7 protein-coding genes are annotated in these 15,810 nt (G+C 38.5%); 2 read left to right on the top strand and 5 right to left on the bottom strand.

What is annotated here, in order from left to right; translation table 11 throughout:
- Positions 1–311: 311 nt before the first annotated feature.
- Positions 312–1,916: a sensor histidine kinase gene (locus H6G86_RS15790; protein ID WP_190935115.1), complete on the top strand. Its 1,605-nt coding sequence runs from the start codon at positions 312–314 to the stop codon at positions 1,914–1,916.
- Positions 1,917–2,475: 559 nt separating this feature from the next.
- On the opposite strand, the gene pbpC is transcribed toward H6G86_RS15790, so the two are convergent.
- Complete coding sequence (pbpC, locus tag H6G86_RS15785; RefSeq protein WP_190935114.1) at positions 2,476–4,860, bottom strand: penicillin-binding protein 1C; 2,385 nt, start codon at positions 4,858–4,860, stop codon at positions 2,476–2,478.
- A 490-nt stretch (positions 4,861–5,350) separates the two neighbouring features.
- On the opposite strand from pbpC, the gene H6G86_RS15780 reads away from it, so the two are divergent.
- Positions 5,351–11,029, top strand: a complete 5,679-nt coding sequence (locus H6G86_RS15780) for an alpha-2-macroglobulin family protein (RefSeq protein ID WP_190935152.1) — start codon at positions 5,351–5,353, stop codon at positions 11,027–11,029.
- A 60-nt stretch (positions 11,030–11,089) separates the two neighbouring features.
- Here the strand turns inward: H6G86_RS15780 and H6G86_RS15775 are convergent, their stop codons facing one another.
- The 4 genes from H6G86_RS15775 to cbiE all read right to left on the bottom strand — a co-directional run bounded on the left by H6G86_RS15775 (position 11,090) and on the right by cbiE (position 15,692).
- The gene (locus H6G86_RS15775) at positions 11,090–11,191 is read right to left on the bottom strand and encodes a type II toxin-antitoxin system HicB family antitoxin (RefSeq protein ID WP_190935113.1); all 102 of its coding nucleotides are present in this window, start codon (positions 11,189–11,191) and stop codon (positions 11,090–11,092) included.
- Positions 11,192–11,427: 236 nt separating this feature from the next.
- Positions 11,428–11,688 carry a DUF7219 family protein gene (locus H6G86_RS15770; RefSeq protein ID WP_190935112.1) on the bottom strand — a complete coding sequence of 87 codons (261 nt, stop codon included), beginning with the start codon at positions 11,686–11,688 and terminating at the stop codon, positions 11,428–11,430.
- A gap of 450 nt (positions 11,689–12,138) precedes the next feature.
- Positions 12,139–14,160, bottom strand: coding sequence for a GAF domain-containing sensor histidine kinase (locus H6G86_RS15765; protein ID WP_190935111.1), 2,022 nt, complete (start codon positions 14,158–14,160; stop codon positions 12,139–12,141).
- A 323-nt stretch (positions 14,161–14,483) separates the two neighbouring features.
- Positions 14,484–15,692, bottom strand: coding sequence for a precorrin-6y C5,15-methyltransferase (decarboxylating) subunit CbiE (gene cbiE / locus H6G86_RS15760; protein ID WP_190935110.1), 1,209 nt, complete (start codon positions 15,690–15,692; stop codon positions 14,484–14,486).
- Positions 15,693–15,810 lie beyond the last annotated feature (118 nt).

Here is a 15,810-nt window from a genome sequence, read left to right as displayed (position 1 = left end):
AGCCTCGATAATGATGCTTTACAAACTCCGTTCAAACACACTCTACAATACCTAATTCTGTTCAAAAATCAAATAGTAATTCTAATAATTAAATATTTTTTTTAAAACCAACTTATTAGGATTTAGTTTACATAATTAGCTAGAAAATGATTTTGAAATTTGCTTAATACATTATTCTAATAGTTTATTAATGTTGTTTGGAAAAGTTTTTCACACTATTTATTCGGTATTAATACTGAAAAAAAGGCTTATAGGAAGTGTTAATTTTAGTTAATACACAATTATAATCTCTCTAAAAAAACAATATAAAAATGCGCCTGCCTTACAAACTGAGATTTGTTTCTTCTCAACTAGTAACTGTAACAGTACTGCTGACATTACTCTTGTTTATTCCTCAAATTTGGCTTAACTGGCAAGTATACTATAACTTCAATAGTATTATTAAACATGAATTTAAACTACAAACACTGAGTGATGAAATTACTTATCTTGATGAAGTATTAACGATGTCAGCTCGGATGAATGCTGCTACAGGAAACTCTATCTGGGAAAAACGATATCGCCAATTTGAGCCTAAACTCGATATTGCTATTAAAGAATCTATCAAACTGGCTCCTAAAGCATATCAAAATGAGGATGCCCAAAAAATTGATGTTGCTAATCAGCTTTTGGTCGCAATGGAATATAAATCTTTTGAGTTAGTTAACAAAAATCAAAAAGAGATAGCACAACTACTACTTTCTAGCCGAGAATATGAAACTCAGAAACACATTTATGCTGATGGCGTTGCCAAAAGAAATCGTAATATTCTACTTCAGTTACAGCAAAAGGTTGATGAATATTATAAAAGAATATTTTGGGCAGTTTTAGAATCTGTTATAAGTTTAGTACTACTGATTCCAGCATGGCTTTTAGTATTGAATTTATTGCAGCAATACTTAAAAGATAAAAAAATTGCTCAAGCCGCCTTAGAAGAAACAAATTGTAGATTGGAAATGCAAGTGGCCGAGAGAACGGCAAAATTAGAACACAAAAATCTTCAACTAAAACAGACACTACAAGAATTACAATACACTCAAGTACAACTTGTTCAAACCGAAAAAATGTCATCATTAGGTCAGTTAGTTGCTGGTGTTGCTCATGAAATCAATAATCCAGTTAATTTCATTTATGGAAATCTAATACATATTAGAAAATATAGTCAGCAATTACTAACTTTAATTAACCTGTATCAGCAAGAAAATTGTAATTATAATCCAGAAATAACTAGTTTGATTAATAAGATAGATTTAGAGTTTATTCTTGATGATTTACCAAAAATATTATCCTCAATGGAAATTGGTACTGAGCGCATTTGTGAGATTGTGCTAACTTTGCGGAACTTCTCACGCCTTGATGAAGCAGAAATGAAACCTGTTGATATTCATGAAGGAATTAATAGTACGCTAGTAATTTTAGAGCATCGCCTTAAAAAAAATCATAAACAGCAAGAAATTGCAATAATCAAAAATTATGGGAATTTGCCTCTTATTGAATGTTATGCAGGAGGATTAAATCAGGTATTTATGAATATCTTAAGTAATGCTATTGACGCTTTATATGAACAGCAAGAGGACTATTTAAAAAAAGATGTTACAAAACATCTGAATTCTATTATTATCCATACTAAAGTTAAAGATGAAGATTTTGTAATTATTAGTATTAAAGACAATGGGATAGGAATATCAGAGAAAGTTAAGACTAGATTGTTTGACCCTTTTTTTACTACTAAACCTGTAGGTAAAGGTACTGGCTTAGGATTATCCATCAGTTACCAAATTATAGTAGAAAAGCATAAGGGAAAAATCAATTGCATTTCTGCACCTGGGAAGGGTACAGAATTTGTAATTGAGATTCCCATCAAGCAGATGCAATGAAGAAGGGGAAAGGGGAAAGAGAACCAGTAACTTAAAAGCAGGGGTTTCAAATATGGGCACTGCTAAGTTATCGCACTACGTGTCTTAAAAATATTCTTTTTTATTCGGGCTATTTAAAAATAGGGGATTTCTTTATACGTTGTGGGAAAAAGTTAAAGGGTAAAGGTTTTTTATTACCCCTTACCCTTTCCCCCTTTCCCTTTTTGGTAAGTAAATATAAACTCATTTGGGATCTTCTAGATTTTTAGGGCTAACCCAAGCGTATTAATTTATAGTCATATCTTTGACATAATCTTGCAATGGTTTTGTCAATACGCTCTGCAATAATTCACTCATCAAACCGTTTAACGGAACTAGGCAGGTAATTCCTGCCTTTTTTAATCAATGCCTTCTAGCAAGGTAAGGCATTAAGCTGTTACGCAAATAAGATTGCACATCAACTGGTGAGGTTGTCCTTTGTCCTTGGTAAACACTTTTGACAAATGACAAATGACAAATGACTAATGACGGTCTACACGGAAAATATTGCAATATGTAGGCGCGTTAGCTTACTCTTTAATTATGGGCGATTTCCCTTTACCTGAGAATTACTGATAGAAAATCCTCGACGAGTAGGTTTAATATTAGCTAATTCCACCTGAAAACTTACCTTATCAGTCATTTCACCACTTCTCGCTTCCAAATCCCACTTTCCAGGGCGCAAATTCCAAAATAAAGAATTAGCTGAATTTGTATCTAATTTTTCCCCATTTAGCCACCATTCAACAGACGCAGATTTATTTCCCGCTAGCTTAAATTCGAGTTTTTGCTTCGTTTCTTCACCTGGATACACTAAAAATAAATCGCCATGATGCGGGGACAAAATTCTCAAATTGGTAGAAACAAGACTCGATTGCTGTTGTTTTGCCAACCATTCGTTATACTCTGGTGGTAAGTTAAATTGCTTGTCACTTTCGTAGGCAATTTTATCTTCTGGATAGAAATATTCTTGCACCACTGAAGTACAATCTGGTGTTGGTCGTAATCCCGAAATTGCACAAATAGGTAATTGTATTAAACCTTCTGGAGGCGGAAAAGCTTCTGGTTCATGATGTTCGTGCAGGTGTAGCATAATCCGATTCCACAAAGGTGCAGCGCCTGTCACACCTGAAACTTGTCGCATCGGTTCACCGTTGAAATTGCCTACCCAAGTAGCGACGGTGTAATCAGTAGTGAAGCCAACTGTCCAAGTATCACGAAAATTGGAAGAAGTGCCAGTTTTAACGGCAACAGGAAAGGGCAAATTTAACACAGAGTTTACACCAAATGCTGTGGCACGAGCATGATTATCACTGAGGATATTAGTGATTAATTGCCATATCGTAGTTGAATTTTGGATGTTACATCGCATATTTGGTGCGCTTTCAGCGCAACTTTGATTTTGGATTGGAGAATTGGAAAATGCGCTTACTAAAGGGATAGACTCTCCAAGTCGTGCCATAGTAACGTAAGCTCTAGCTAATTCCCATAAACTGACTTCGCCGCTACCGAGAGTTAACCCTAAACCGTAATGTTCTGGGGTTTGATTGAGATTTTCAAACCCAAGTTGATGCAATCGTTCTAAAAAAGTCTGCACACCTACTTTTTCTAAAACCCTCACTGCGGGTACATTCAACGAATTTGCTAAAGCGATTCGCACCCGCACAGGGCCAAGAAAGCGTTCGGTGTAATCGGTTGGGCTATAAAGTCTCGCACCAGGAATAGAATAACGGGCGGGGACATCTGCCAAAATGGTATTTGGGCGAATTAAACCTTTTTCTAAAGCTAATTCATACACAAAAGGCTTGAGGGTAGAACCAGGTTGACGTAGCGCTTGCACTCCATCATTGCGTCCTAGTTTTGCTTGATTAAAGTAATCAGGCGAACCGACATAAGCCAAAACTTCACCAGTGTGGTTGTCAATCACCAACGCAGCTGCATCATGAACATTATTAGCGGCTAGGGAAGAAATTACCTGTTGCACCTGTGCTTCGACAAACTGCTGTAAAGGGCGATTTATAGTTGTGCGAATAACGGATTGATCCCCCCTAACCCCCCTTAATAAGGGGGGGATTAAGCCTTGCTTTTCAAGGGAAGTTGGGGAGATTTGATTGGCTAGCCAAAATAAAAAGTGTGGTGCGGCGATAATTCCCCGTGGGCGAGACTGAAACACAACTTTTTCGGTTTGTGTTCGGTCTGCGATCGCACCACTAATATATTTTTCCTCTACCATACGATTAAGGACGTATTTTTGTCGCTGCTTCAACCGTTCCCAATGTTCATAAGGATTAAAATATGTGGGATTATTGGGGATAGCGGCCAACAAGCTGGCTTGAGCAAGATTTAACTCACTCGCTGGGATAGAAAAATAAGTCTGTGCGGCTGCTTCTACACCATATATATTCCCGCCCATTGGTAGGCGATTAATATATGCAGAGAGAATTTCATCTTTATTCATCCCTGCTGTTAACCGCCAAGATAGCCAAATTTCTTGCAGTTTACCAGAAAAGCTGCGGGGGACGGGATCTAACATCCGTGACAGTTGCATAGTAATAGTGGAAGCGCCGGAAACAATTCGTTTCGCGTGGATGGCTTCTTTGCTGGCGCGGATAACAGCTTTCATATCCAACGCGCCGTGATGGTAAAAGCTGCCATCCTCGGCGGCTAAAATAGCATGGATAAACTGGGGCGAAACCTTACTTAGTGCGACTACTGATGTATGTTCTTGGTCACGGGTGAGCAATGTTCCTAATGGTAAACCATTGCGATCGCTAAATTGCATTGCCAACTGATTTTGGGCAATATCTGCGGCCCGAACGGGTGCAAAATACGGTAACAAGCGTATAATCAGGCAGATTACCAGCACAGCTAGGATAACTTTGCTACTGTGCTTAATTTGGAGTAGCGATCGTAAAATTAGTTTCATCAGGGAATCCCTGCCAAGAAAACCTACCTTAATTTTGACGCAGCGATTACATCTATATCAGTAAATATGTCAAATCCTTAATAATTTATTTGAAATTACTTAGCAGATGTAAATTAATATTTGCAGAAGTTAAATACTGATTCATAGTTAAGAATTGTAGTGATTTTTAGGAACAATCATACAGGATTAGTTATCTATGTAAATAAACATAGTAAAATCCAAACTCTATGTAAAAAATAGTCATATAGCATCCTTTATTTGTCTTGGCATTGCCAACTCAAGAAGATATGCAAAGTTTTGTTAGCTATAACTTGTGAATTTTTTATTTTAAATTACTAAAAATATGATTATCAGATTTTTACTCCGTTTGCACTATAAAATTGTCTATTTCTTCCTTAGCGTCCTTGGCGTTCTTGGTGGTTCGTTAAAAAAAATTAGCCGTTCCCCACGCCAGAAGAGAAAAATACAGTTTATTCTTCTCTTTACATTCATGCTAGCGATGACAGGGTGTAATTTTTTTGGTATCAACTCAAGTAAAGAACAACTCCCAGCAGTATCCCCACTTACACCACCAAAATTACCAGACTGGATTGAACAAATTAGTCCTATTGGCGATGCAAAACCTCTCAATCAAATTCGCATCCGTTTTAAAGAAGCTTTAATCCCAGTTGAAAGTCTTGATAGTCCAGAACAACAGAAAATATTAGAAAAATTTGCCCTTTGGCCGCCTTTACCCGGTCAATTTCGCTTTTTAACACCGCGTATGGTAGGTTTTCAAGCTGAGAAAGCATTGCCAATAGCGACAAGATTTCAAGTTACTCTCAAAGCAGGTTTAGCTGATTTAAAAAATCATCGCTTAGATAAAGATTTACCTTGGACTTTCAATACCGAATCTATCAACCTGACTAATTTACCCGGTGTCAATCCCATTGAGAAGGCTGATATTGAACCCATTGATTTACAACCAAAGCTACAGTTTACTTCCAACGTAGAATTAAATTTAACTTCCGTACAAGAAAAATTACACTTAATTCCTGAAGGAAAAAATAAGGGTGTAGGCTTCAAAGTCGAATTAAATAAAGAAGAAAAACCAGTAAAAAATGAAGAAGATCCTTTAGAAAAATTTGACCCTTCAGCCCGCAATTGGATTTATAATCTTATTCCACAGCAAAATCTCGAAAAGGCAACCCCTTATCGCCTAGTCTTTTCTCCCGGAATACGTCCTGCTTATGGTAATCTTCCTACAGAAAAAGAATTTGCCAGTAAGTTAGTCACTTATTCGCCTTTAGCATTCCAGAAAATTAACTTTTACGGACAACCAGATTCTGGTGGAACTTTTGGACGATTTATTAAAGGCAGTCCTCAGCTAGAATTTAATAACGTTTTACTGCCAGATTCAGCCAAAGAAAGTATTACCATTAATCCAGCACCAAAAGACATTTCAAGAATCATCCAAATAAATGATGAAGATAAAATTGTTGGCATCAATCCTTATGCGCTAGAACCTGCTAAAACTTATACAATTACCATCGGCGAAAATCTCAAAGATAAGTTTGGTCAGACTTTGGGTAAACCTATAACGCTTAAATATGATACTGGAGATTTAGCCGGGGATATCTGGGTACCATCAGATTTAAATATTTTCCCCACAGATAAAAATTTACAGCTAAATATTACTACCGGAAATCTGCCAGAGTCTAAATATAAAGCAGCTTATCGAGCAGTTAAACCGACAGATTTGGTTTATTTTAATAATAGTAGTGATTTATTACCACAACCTTCTGATTGGCAAAGCTTTAAGGTATCGGGTAAGAAGAATCAATCAGTTGATATTGCTGTTCCTCTGCGGGAAAAAATAAATGCAGCTACGGGAATGTTAGCTTATGGAGTCCAAGCCCGTACTAATAAATATCAGGAAAATGGTAAGGAACTGTGGCGAGAACCTACCACTTATGGCATGGTTGAATTGACGAATTTGGGCGTATTTACTCAGTGGTTCCCTGAGTCAAGCTTAATTCGTGTCAATCATCTGACAGATGGTTCGCCAGTTCAAGCGGCGGCTGTGGAAGTTTATCAATCAAAATTACAAGCAAAATCTCGCCCAGAACCAGTACCTTGTGCAACTGGTAAAACTGATGAAAATGGAATTTTTAGAATTGTTCGTGAAGGATTACAACAATGTTATTCTGGGAATGAAAGTTCTAGTAAATCACCACAGTTATTAGTAATTGCCCGTGAAAACCAAGATTGGGCATTCGCTAGAACTGAAGAATATAGCGGCGTTTATGGCTACGGTATTGATGCAGGTTGGCAAGATAGTAAGCCAGAATCACGCGGGGTAATTTTCTCAGACAGACAGTTATATCAACCAGGCGAAAAAGCTTGGTTTACTGGTTTTGCTGGCTTTTTGCAAAATGGCACAATCCAACAAGATAAAAATGCCGTTTACCAATTAACTTTAGTAAATCCTGATGGACAAAAGACCAACTTAGGTACACAAACTACAAATGAATTTGGTACGTTTTCTCTGGAATTGCCAATTAAAACTACTCAGCGCTTAGGCTACCATACAATCCAAGCGAAGGGTAAAAATGGACAAGAACTTTCTGGGGAATTTCGAGTGGCTGAGTTTAAGCCACCGAACTTTAAAGTCGAACTGAACTTAGATAAAGAATTTGCTTATATTGACGATAAAGTTGATATTAATGCTATCAGTAATTATTTATTTGGTGCGCCTGTAGAAGGTGGAGAAGCAAAATACTTTATTACTCGTCAACAGGCTAATTTTATTCCCAAAGGTTGGGACGAATTTACTTTTGGTCGGCAGTGGTTATGGCCAGAAGAATCTCCTAGTGTCTCTAGTGATGTGTTGCAAACTAATACCCAACTAGATGCTAATGGTAAAAGTAGTCAAACGGTGAGTGTGGCTAAAGATTTGCCATATCCCATGACTTACCAAGTAGATGTGCAAGTTGCAGATGTTTCTAATCTGTCTGTAGCGAATTCCAAAACTTTTACAGCCTTACCGAGTAATCGTCTAATTGGGTTAAAAAGTAATTTTATTACTGATGCTGGTAAGGCTTTTCCTATTGATGTGGTTGTTACCGACCCTACAGGAAAACCGATAACAGGTCAACGAGTGCGTCTAGAATTACAAGAGATTAAATACAGCAGTGTCACTCAATTAGTTGAAGGTAGCCGAACGGCAAAAAATCAAGTTGAATATAAAACAGTGGCACAAGCAGAAATTACATCTGCTAGTAATCCCCAATCGGTAAGTTTGACAGCACCGGAATCTGGTTCATACCGGATTAGAGTGAATTTTAGTGATGCAAAATCCGAATTAAGTGCCACAGATTTACAAATTTGGGCAACTGGAGAAAATCCTGTATTTTGGGGTTCGAAAGAAAAAGATGTCTTAGAACTTAAATTAGATAAACAAGAGTTTAAACCTGGTGAAACTGCTACTGTACTAATTCAATCTCCCTATCCAGATGCAGAGTTGTACTTTGCGGTGATTAAAGACAAACCCCTTTATCAGCAAATTACCAAAGTTCAGGGAAGCGCACCACAAATTCAGTTTCAAGTTACACCAGAAATGCTGCCAAATGCAGCCATTGAAGCTGTATTAGTAAGGCAAGGTAAACCTATCAGCCAAGTGGAAGTAGGAACTTTAGATAACTTGGTGAAGATTGGTTTTACACCTTTTAAAGTTAACTTAGAAGATAAGTATTTAAAACTGCAAGTTAAGCCAGTGCAAGCATCATTAGAACCTGGTGCAGAAGAAACAGTACAACTGGAACTGAAGGATAATCAAGGAAATCCCACCAAAGGACAGTTTACAGTGATGGTGGTAAATGAAGCGGTGTTACAACTTTCTGGTTATCGTCCGCCAAATTTAGTAGATACAGTTTATGCAGAACAGACAATATCTACCCGCTTTAACGATAATCGCGCAGATGTCATATTACAACCACAAGATGTAGCTAAACCGAAAGGTTGGGGTTATGGTGGTGGTTTCTCAACTGGTGCAGCTAATACTCGCACTCGCACCGATTTTAAAGCCTTAGCTTACTACAACGCTTCTGTCCTTACCGATGCAAATGGTAATGCACAGATAACTTTTAAACTCCCGGATGACTTAACTACATGGCGGGTGATGGCTGTAGCCACTGATGGAAATCTGCGTTTCGGAAATGGGGACGCAACGTTTATCACCACCAAGCCACTGCTAACTAATGCCATCTTGCCACAGTTTGCCCGTCCAGGCGATCGCATTCTCGCTGGTTTATCCGTCACCAATAACACCGGGAATACTGGAAATCTCTCAATTAATGGCGAACTTAGCGGTACGGTAAAGTTTGCTGACAAAAACCCCACAACTACTGCGTTGCAAACCAAAGCCGAATCTGCAACTCATGCTTATCGCTTTCCAATGGTGGCCGATAGCGTCGGAGTTGGTAAGGTTCGCTTTACCACTCAGCTAAATGGTACAGCCGCAGATGCTTTTGAAGTACCTTTGGAAATTAAGCCAGTTGAAATTACAGAACAAGTCGTTGAAACTGGTGTCACTGAAAAACAGGTGAAAATTCCCCTGAATGTTGATAAAAATACCTTCCCTGATGCGGGAGGTTTAGATATTCAGTTGGCGAGTACTTTAATACCGGAGATTCAAGCACCAGCAAACCAGGTTTTAAAAGATAATGATTTGCCATTTACAGAACCTGCTGCAAGTCAATTAATGATTGCGGCTAATTTGCAAACTATCGCCCAAAAATATGGTCGAACTTTTGCAGAATTTAATCCTAGCCAACAAGCTAATTTAGCAATCGAACAATTACAAAAACTCCAAATAGCCGATGGTGGTTTTGCTGCTTTCCCCGGACAAGAAAAATCTGACCCTTGGGTTTCTGCCTATGCGGGTGAATCTTTGGCTAAAGCTAGTCAGATATTCCCTAATTTAGTCGATTCTGGAATGCTATCTCGCCTCAAAACTTATCTGCAAAAAGTTCTAGCGAATCCTGGAGAATACGATTTTTGCAAACAACTACTCTGTAAAAGGCAACTGCAAATTAATGCTCTAATCGCCCTAGGAGATTTAGGAGATAAACGCAACACTTTTCTCGCAGATATTTATGAACAGCGCAATAATTTTGATTTAGTAACTCAAATTAAACTAGCGCGATATTTATCTCAATTTCCAGAATGGCAAGATGAATCTCAACAATTAGTAAACAAGCTGCAACAGAATATCTATGAAACTGGCCGCACAGCAGTTGTGAGTTTACCCAGCAGTTGGGGATGGATGAGTTCATCTACAACGACGCAAGCGCAAGCTTTACGCTTATTTATTGCCAAGAAAAGTAAACCCGAAGTTATAGATAAGTTATTCCAAAGCCTTCTCGCACTGCGACGGGATGGCACATGGCAAACTAACTATAACAATGCCCAAGCCTTAACAGCTTTGGTAGAATATAGCCAACTGCAACCTACACCACCTAATTTTGTTGCTACAGTGCAATTAGCTAGTAATAAGTTAGGAGAAAATCGCTTTGAAGGTTATAAAAACCCTAGCTTACAACTAATTGTGCCGATGAATCTATTACCTCGTGGGCGTAATGATTTAACGCTGCAAAAAGCAGGTAATGGCACTTTACACTATCTGGTTGCTTATAATTATCGCTTGCAAGGAAATCAACCAGGCAGATTTAACGGTTTACGCATAACGCGAGAAATTAGTCAAGTAAATGAAGAGAAAGTTTTACAAAAAACGGGGATTTACGCTTTCGATAAACCCTTGACTTTAACATCTGGACAGGTGTTTGATATTGGTTTAGAAATCATCGCCGATCGCCCCGTAGATCATATAGTAATTAAAGATCCGCTACCAGCAGGTTTTGAGGCGGTGGATGCAAGTTTTCAAACTACCACGGCTGCATTACAAGCAAAAGCCGATAACTGGGAACTTGGCTTTAGAAATATCTACCGCGATCGCATTATCGCCTATGCTGATCACCTGGAACCAGGAGTTTATAGCCTGCATTACTTAGTCCGTTCTGTCACCCCTGGGACATTTTCCTGGCCTGGTGCAGAAGTTCACCTGCAATATGCACCAGAAGAATTTGGGCGTACTGCTGAGTCTACATTGATATTGGAGAATGGAAAGTAATTATTCATCTTCCAATGGCTCTAGGTAAAGTTCTATTGCTTCTTGGATATTCTCTAATGCTTATTCTACTGTTTCTCCTTCGCTTATACAGCCAGGAAGTGAGGGAACATGGACAGTGTATCCGCCTTCGTCACTGGGTTCTAATACAACTTTCAGTTTCATAACTTCGCAATCAACTTACTTTTCTATTTTTAATGATTTTTAGTCATCACATTGTAATTGAAGCATGAAAATTTGAAAGGAGCGATGCCTACGGTGGGCTACGCCTACGTATGATCCCAACCACCTAAAATCAGGTGTATATTCGCAACTTGTTACACAGCAGATGCTGCGCTGTTAGAATGATGAAAAGTTCACCACATAACAAGCAGCATCTGGTATTACCTTTATGAGTAATTTCAGGATTTATCTGGTGGTTCCTCACCAATGAACAATGCTTTTTTACTGTGCTTCAACTGTTTCCAAAGTGCTTTAATTTGTTTATAAGCATCTTCTGGCTCAAGCTTTCCAGATGTTTCTAGACTGGTAATATAGCTAACTTTTTGAGCAAATTCTTGAAGGTTTGCATTAAATACTAAATTCTCTGGCTTAACTTGACCATAATAGCGACTACGAAGGTAAAGAAATTTGTTTTTGTCGTTAATATTAGACTCGTCCATTACTTCACCCCCAATAAGTGACTTTTAGCAACGATAATCACAACAAAGATCGCTTCCATGAAGAAATTGCCGCAATTATTGTGAACGATGAGTGAGTCTAAAAGGGAACACAAAATAAATTATACAGCAACTAGCTATTTATTAGCTGTGATGATAATAAGACTTTTGAATCATGCACATTAAGCTTAGACTATACCAGTTTCTGGTAATAATGTTGCAAGATTGAGTGGCTCTAAGCTTTCTATGTCCTCTGGATTAGCCTACAGCAAGCCGCTTATAGGGTTGAAGTTGCTCACGAAATATATAGGCGTAAACTAAATTCCCCGGTGTTAAGCAGGGGAATTCTGTTAGGGCGATGTCCATCTCGTACCACCATTTGCCCAATCATCGCTGCAATAACTCCAGCACACCGAAAGAACATCGGTAGTTATACAAAAGATACAGCCAACTTTAAGGTAAAGAGTCAATTGATGTTATTCTTGACTGCTGAAAATTCTGAATAGGAATTTCAATTTGAAATTCAGTTCCCTTACCTAATGCAGAGATACAATTTAGTTTTCCCTGGTGCTTTTCGACAATAATCTGATGACTGATTGATAACCCTAAACCAGTTCCTTGACCAACAGGTTTAGTAGTGAAAAAGGGATTAAAAATTTGTTCCTGAATCTCTGACTTCATACCAGGGCCATTATCTTTGATACTAATTAAAAGCCTCTCGTTGTCTACAACTAAAGTCTTTATTTGAATAGTTGGTATCTTAGTTGCAGACTGCCAATATTGCATATTATCCTTTAAGGCATAAATTGCATTATTGATAATATTCATAAAAACCTGATTCAACTGGTTGGCATAACAACTAATCTTAGGCAGATGACCATAATCTTTAACTATCTGAATATCAGGTAATTTATTTAGTAGTGTCAACTGATGATTTAGAATCATCAATGTATTATCTATGCCTTCATGAATATCTACAGATTTAATTTTTGCCTCATCTAGTCGTGAGAAGTTGCGTAAGCCCAGAACAATATCTGTAATTCGCTCACTACCTGTACTCATAGATGCCATTAACTTAGGTAAATCGTCACACAAGTACTCTAGTTCGATAGATTTTATTTTGGCTTCTATGGTGGGATTTATTTGGGGATACTGCTCTTGAAAAACTGCAATTAAATCTAGTAAATCATTGATATACTGATTTGCATATCTGATATTACCAGCAATAAAACTCACTGGATTGTTAATCTCATGGGCAATCCCTGCTACCATTTGTCCTAGACTTGACATTTTTTCACTATGAACCAGTTGAGCTTGTGTTTTTTGTAAATCCAGCAAAGCCTTTCTTAATTCAGATGTTCGTTCTAAAACCTTTCGTTCTAACTCATTGTTAGCCTTTTGTAAAGCTGCTGCGGCTCTGTAGGTTTCTGTAGCAATACTGGCAATATGGGTGGCAGTTTTCAGAACTTCTAGATGATGCTGATTCGGATGACAAGGAAATTTATGAGATATAGCAAATGTTCCTAAAACTTCGCCAGTTTGCGAAGTAAAAGGTGATGACCAACAAGCTCTGATGTTATAACTCAAAGCGAAATCTCGGAAATCAGCCCATAAAGGATCATTAGCAATATCAGTAGCAAATACTGAATCTCCTCTATAAGCAGCAGTACCACAAGAACCACAACATTCACCAATCATCAAACCATCAACACCCTTAGCAAATTCTTCTGGGAGAGTAGGTGCTGCTCCTCCCCGCAACTGCCGCTTCTCTTCATCTACAACTAAAATAGAGCAATATGCCCCAGGTAATTGTTGCTCTAGCAAGATACAAAGGTTATTAAAAATTTCATATAGGTTGACTCCAAACGCAACTTGTTCTAAAACTTGGCTTTGGGTGTAAACTAACGCTTCTGAACGCTTGCGTTCAATCGCTGTTGCTAAAATATGGGTTATAGATTGTAAAAAATGAACATCATCTGAAGAAAAAGTTCTTACCTCAGTAGCATATACTTCTAGCAAACCTAAAGGCTTACTCTCACCTGGAATTAGCACAGTCAAACCAGTAACGCTATCACCAGGAGAGGGAATAGTTAAATCATCGATCTGATAATTGGGTGTGTTACAATTAACAATTAGCTGAGTATTATCCAAGAATTTTTGTACTTGCTGATTAGTTGTGATATTAATATCAGCAGAGTCGGTTTCTAAAGGTTTCTCCCCAACTCTAGCTACTTGACGCAAAGCATTACTATCTGAAAGTACTTGCCAGATTCTACTGTATTTAACATTGAGTATTTGAGCTACTAAACTAACTGTATCTTGGAACAAATATGATAATTCCAGTCCTGACAATGCTTTTTGTCCAAGTGCATTCACTGCGGATTGATAGCTGAAATTCATCGATGAATTATCAAAATCATGCCAGTTATTGTTTGACTGATTTGTTTTGCTTGATGCCTGTAAATTTAAGTTCATAAACGAATATATTATTTGTTCTGCGTATCTAATAGTTCCCTAAAAAACTTAGAATATCCATCTACTTTTCAAAACTTTAAGATAATGGAATATTTATAAATCAAAGATAAAGTAGGTTAAGCACATCTAAAATAATCTTGACAAAAGCATTAGCTTATGTGTGAAAACAATAATCAGATTTATCGTTTAATATGATGTCCGGTTAATTACTTTTGAGATGTTATTGCTTTTGCCCTTGGCGTATCTTCTCCGCAATAAGAAGGGTACAAAACAAAGTAAGCAGTTAATTAGCTGGCACATTTTCAGATGCCGCACAAATCAAATTATTTTACAACTACCCATTGCGTGACAGGTGCCATTGCCCGCCAACCCAAAAATTTACCAATAGGTTCCGCCCGTTGAATAGCAACACGAGTTAAATCGCCACCGACTTGTTTATGCCATTGAAATAAAGTTTGCTCACCCTCTACCGTCACCACATTTGCCACCAAACGCCCACCTGGCCGCAGTGCTTCCCAGCAAACATCAAAAAGTCCCGTTGCTGTAACCCCACCACCAATAAAAATGGCATCTGGTGCTGGCAAATTTTTCAGGGCATGGGGCGCTTTCCCTTCAATGATTTGCAGATTTGGAGTACCAAGAGTGGCGGCATTATCGGCAATATAGAGTAGTCTAGATAAATTTTGCTCGATCGCGATCGCTCGACACCGAGCATTACTCCGCATCCATTCGATGGAAATTGAGCCACAACCCGCGCCAACATCCCACAACAACGCTCCCGGTGTGGGAGCCAATGCTGCTAGAGTAATCGCCCTAACTTCACGCTTCGTTAACTGTCCATCGTGGTGGTAGGCGTTATCTGGCAATCCTGGTAATCTTGGTAAAGGAATAACCCCAGTATCAGCAATACAATAAACTGCGATCGCATTCAAAGCCGCAATTTCAGTCTCACTCCAAGATGCAGCTGTGCCTTCTATAATTCTTTCATGATTGCCGCCCATACGCTCCAAGACGGTAATTTTGCTGCCACCATAGCCGCGATTTGTCAAAATTTTCGCAACAATGGCGGGTGTGTCTTTCCCTTCGCTCAAAATCAATAGTCGCGCTTTTGGGTAAATGTAAGACTGGAGTAGGGAGGATGGACGACCATTCAAACTCAAGGTTTCTACTTCAGTTAAAGACCATCCCACCCTGGCACAGGCGAGGCTAAAGGCTGAAGGTGCGGGGATAATCGTCATTTCAGAAATGGGAATTCGCCGCATCAAGGTGACACCAATGCCGTAACACATCGGATCGCCGCTTGCGAGTACGCAGATTGACTGACCCCGACGCTGGATAATTTCTTCTACAGATACGCTAATGGGAGATGTCCAGACTAGTTTCTCACGCCCATCGTCTGTAGGGAGCATTGCCAAATGGCGATCGCCTCCGACGATTACTTTAGCTTGATCGACTAGAGAACGAGCGATCGCACTTAACCCCTGTAATCCATCTTCCCCAATGCCGACGATAGAAAGCCATTTCTCTGTCATACTAATTCATGATTAATCCTTTATCGATTTATTGAATTTCTCATAAATTTTAAAAATAGTGAACACTACTACTTTCTTAAGCTACTTTTGAGGGTTAGTAGTAAGGACTTCAGTCTTT

The sequence above is a fragment of the Nostoc sp. FACHB-133 genome, assembly GCF_014698055.1.
Lineage (GTDB): Bacteria > Cyanobacteriota > Cyanobacteriia > Cyanobacteriales > Nostocaceae > Nostoc.
Note: the sequence above shows the minus strand (reverse complement) of the source record. Positions and strands in the feature narration are given on the sequence as shown.

Coding starts and splice junctions, on each gene's coding strand:
- H6G86_RS15780 (WP_190935152.1), top strand. CDS start 5,351: ATGCTAGCGATGACAGGGTGTAATTTTTTTGGTATCAACTCAAGTAAA.
- H6G86_RS15775 (WP_190935113.1), bottom strand. CDS start 11,191: ATGAAACTGAAAGTTGTATTAGAACCCAGTGACGAAGGCGGATACACT.
- H6G86_RS15790 (WP_190935115.1), top strand. CDS start 312: ATGCGCCTGCCTTACAAACTGAGATTTGTTTCTTCTCAACTAGTAACT.
- H6G86_RS15770 (WP_190935112.1), bottom strand. CDS start 11,688: ATGGACGAGTCTAATATTAACGACAAAAACAAATTTCTTTACCTTCGT.
- pbpC (WP_190935114.1), bottom strand. CDS start 4,860: ATGAAACTAATTTTACGATCGCTACTCCAAATTAAGCACAGTAGCAAA.
- H6G86_RS15765 (WP_190935111.1), bottom strand. CDS start 14,160: ATGAACTTAAATTTACAGGCATCAAGCAAAACAAATCAGTCAAACAAT.
- cbiE (WP_190935110.1), bottom strand. CDS start 15,692: ATGACAGAGAAATGGCTTTCTATCGTCGGCATTGGGGAAGATGGATTA.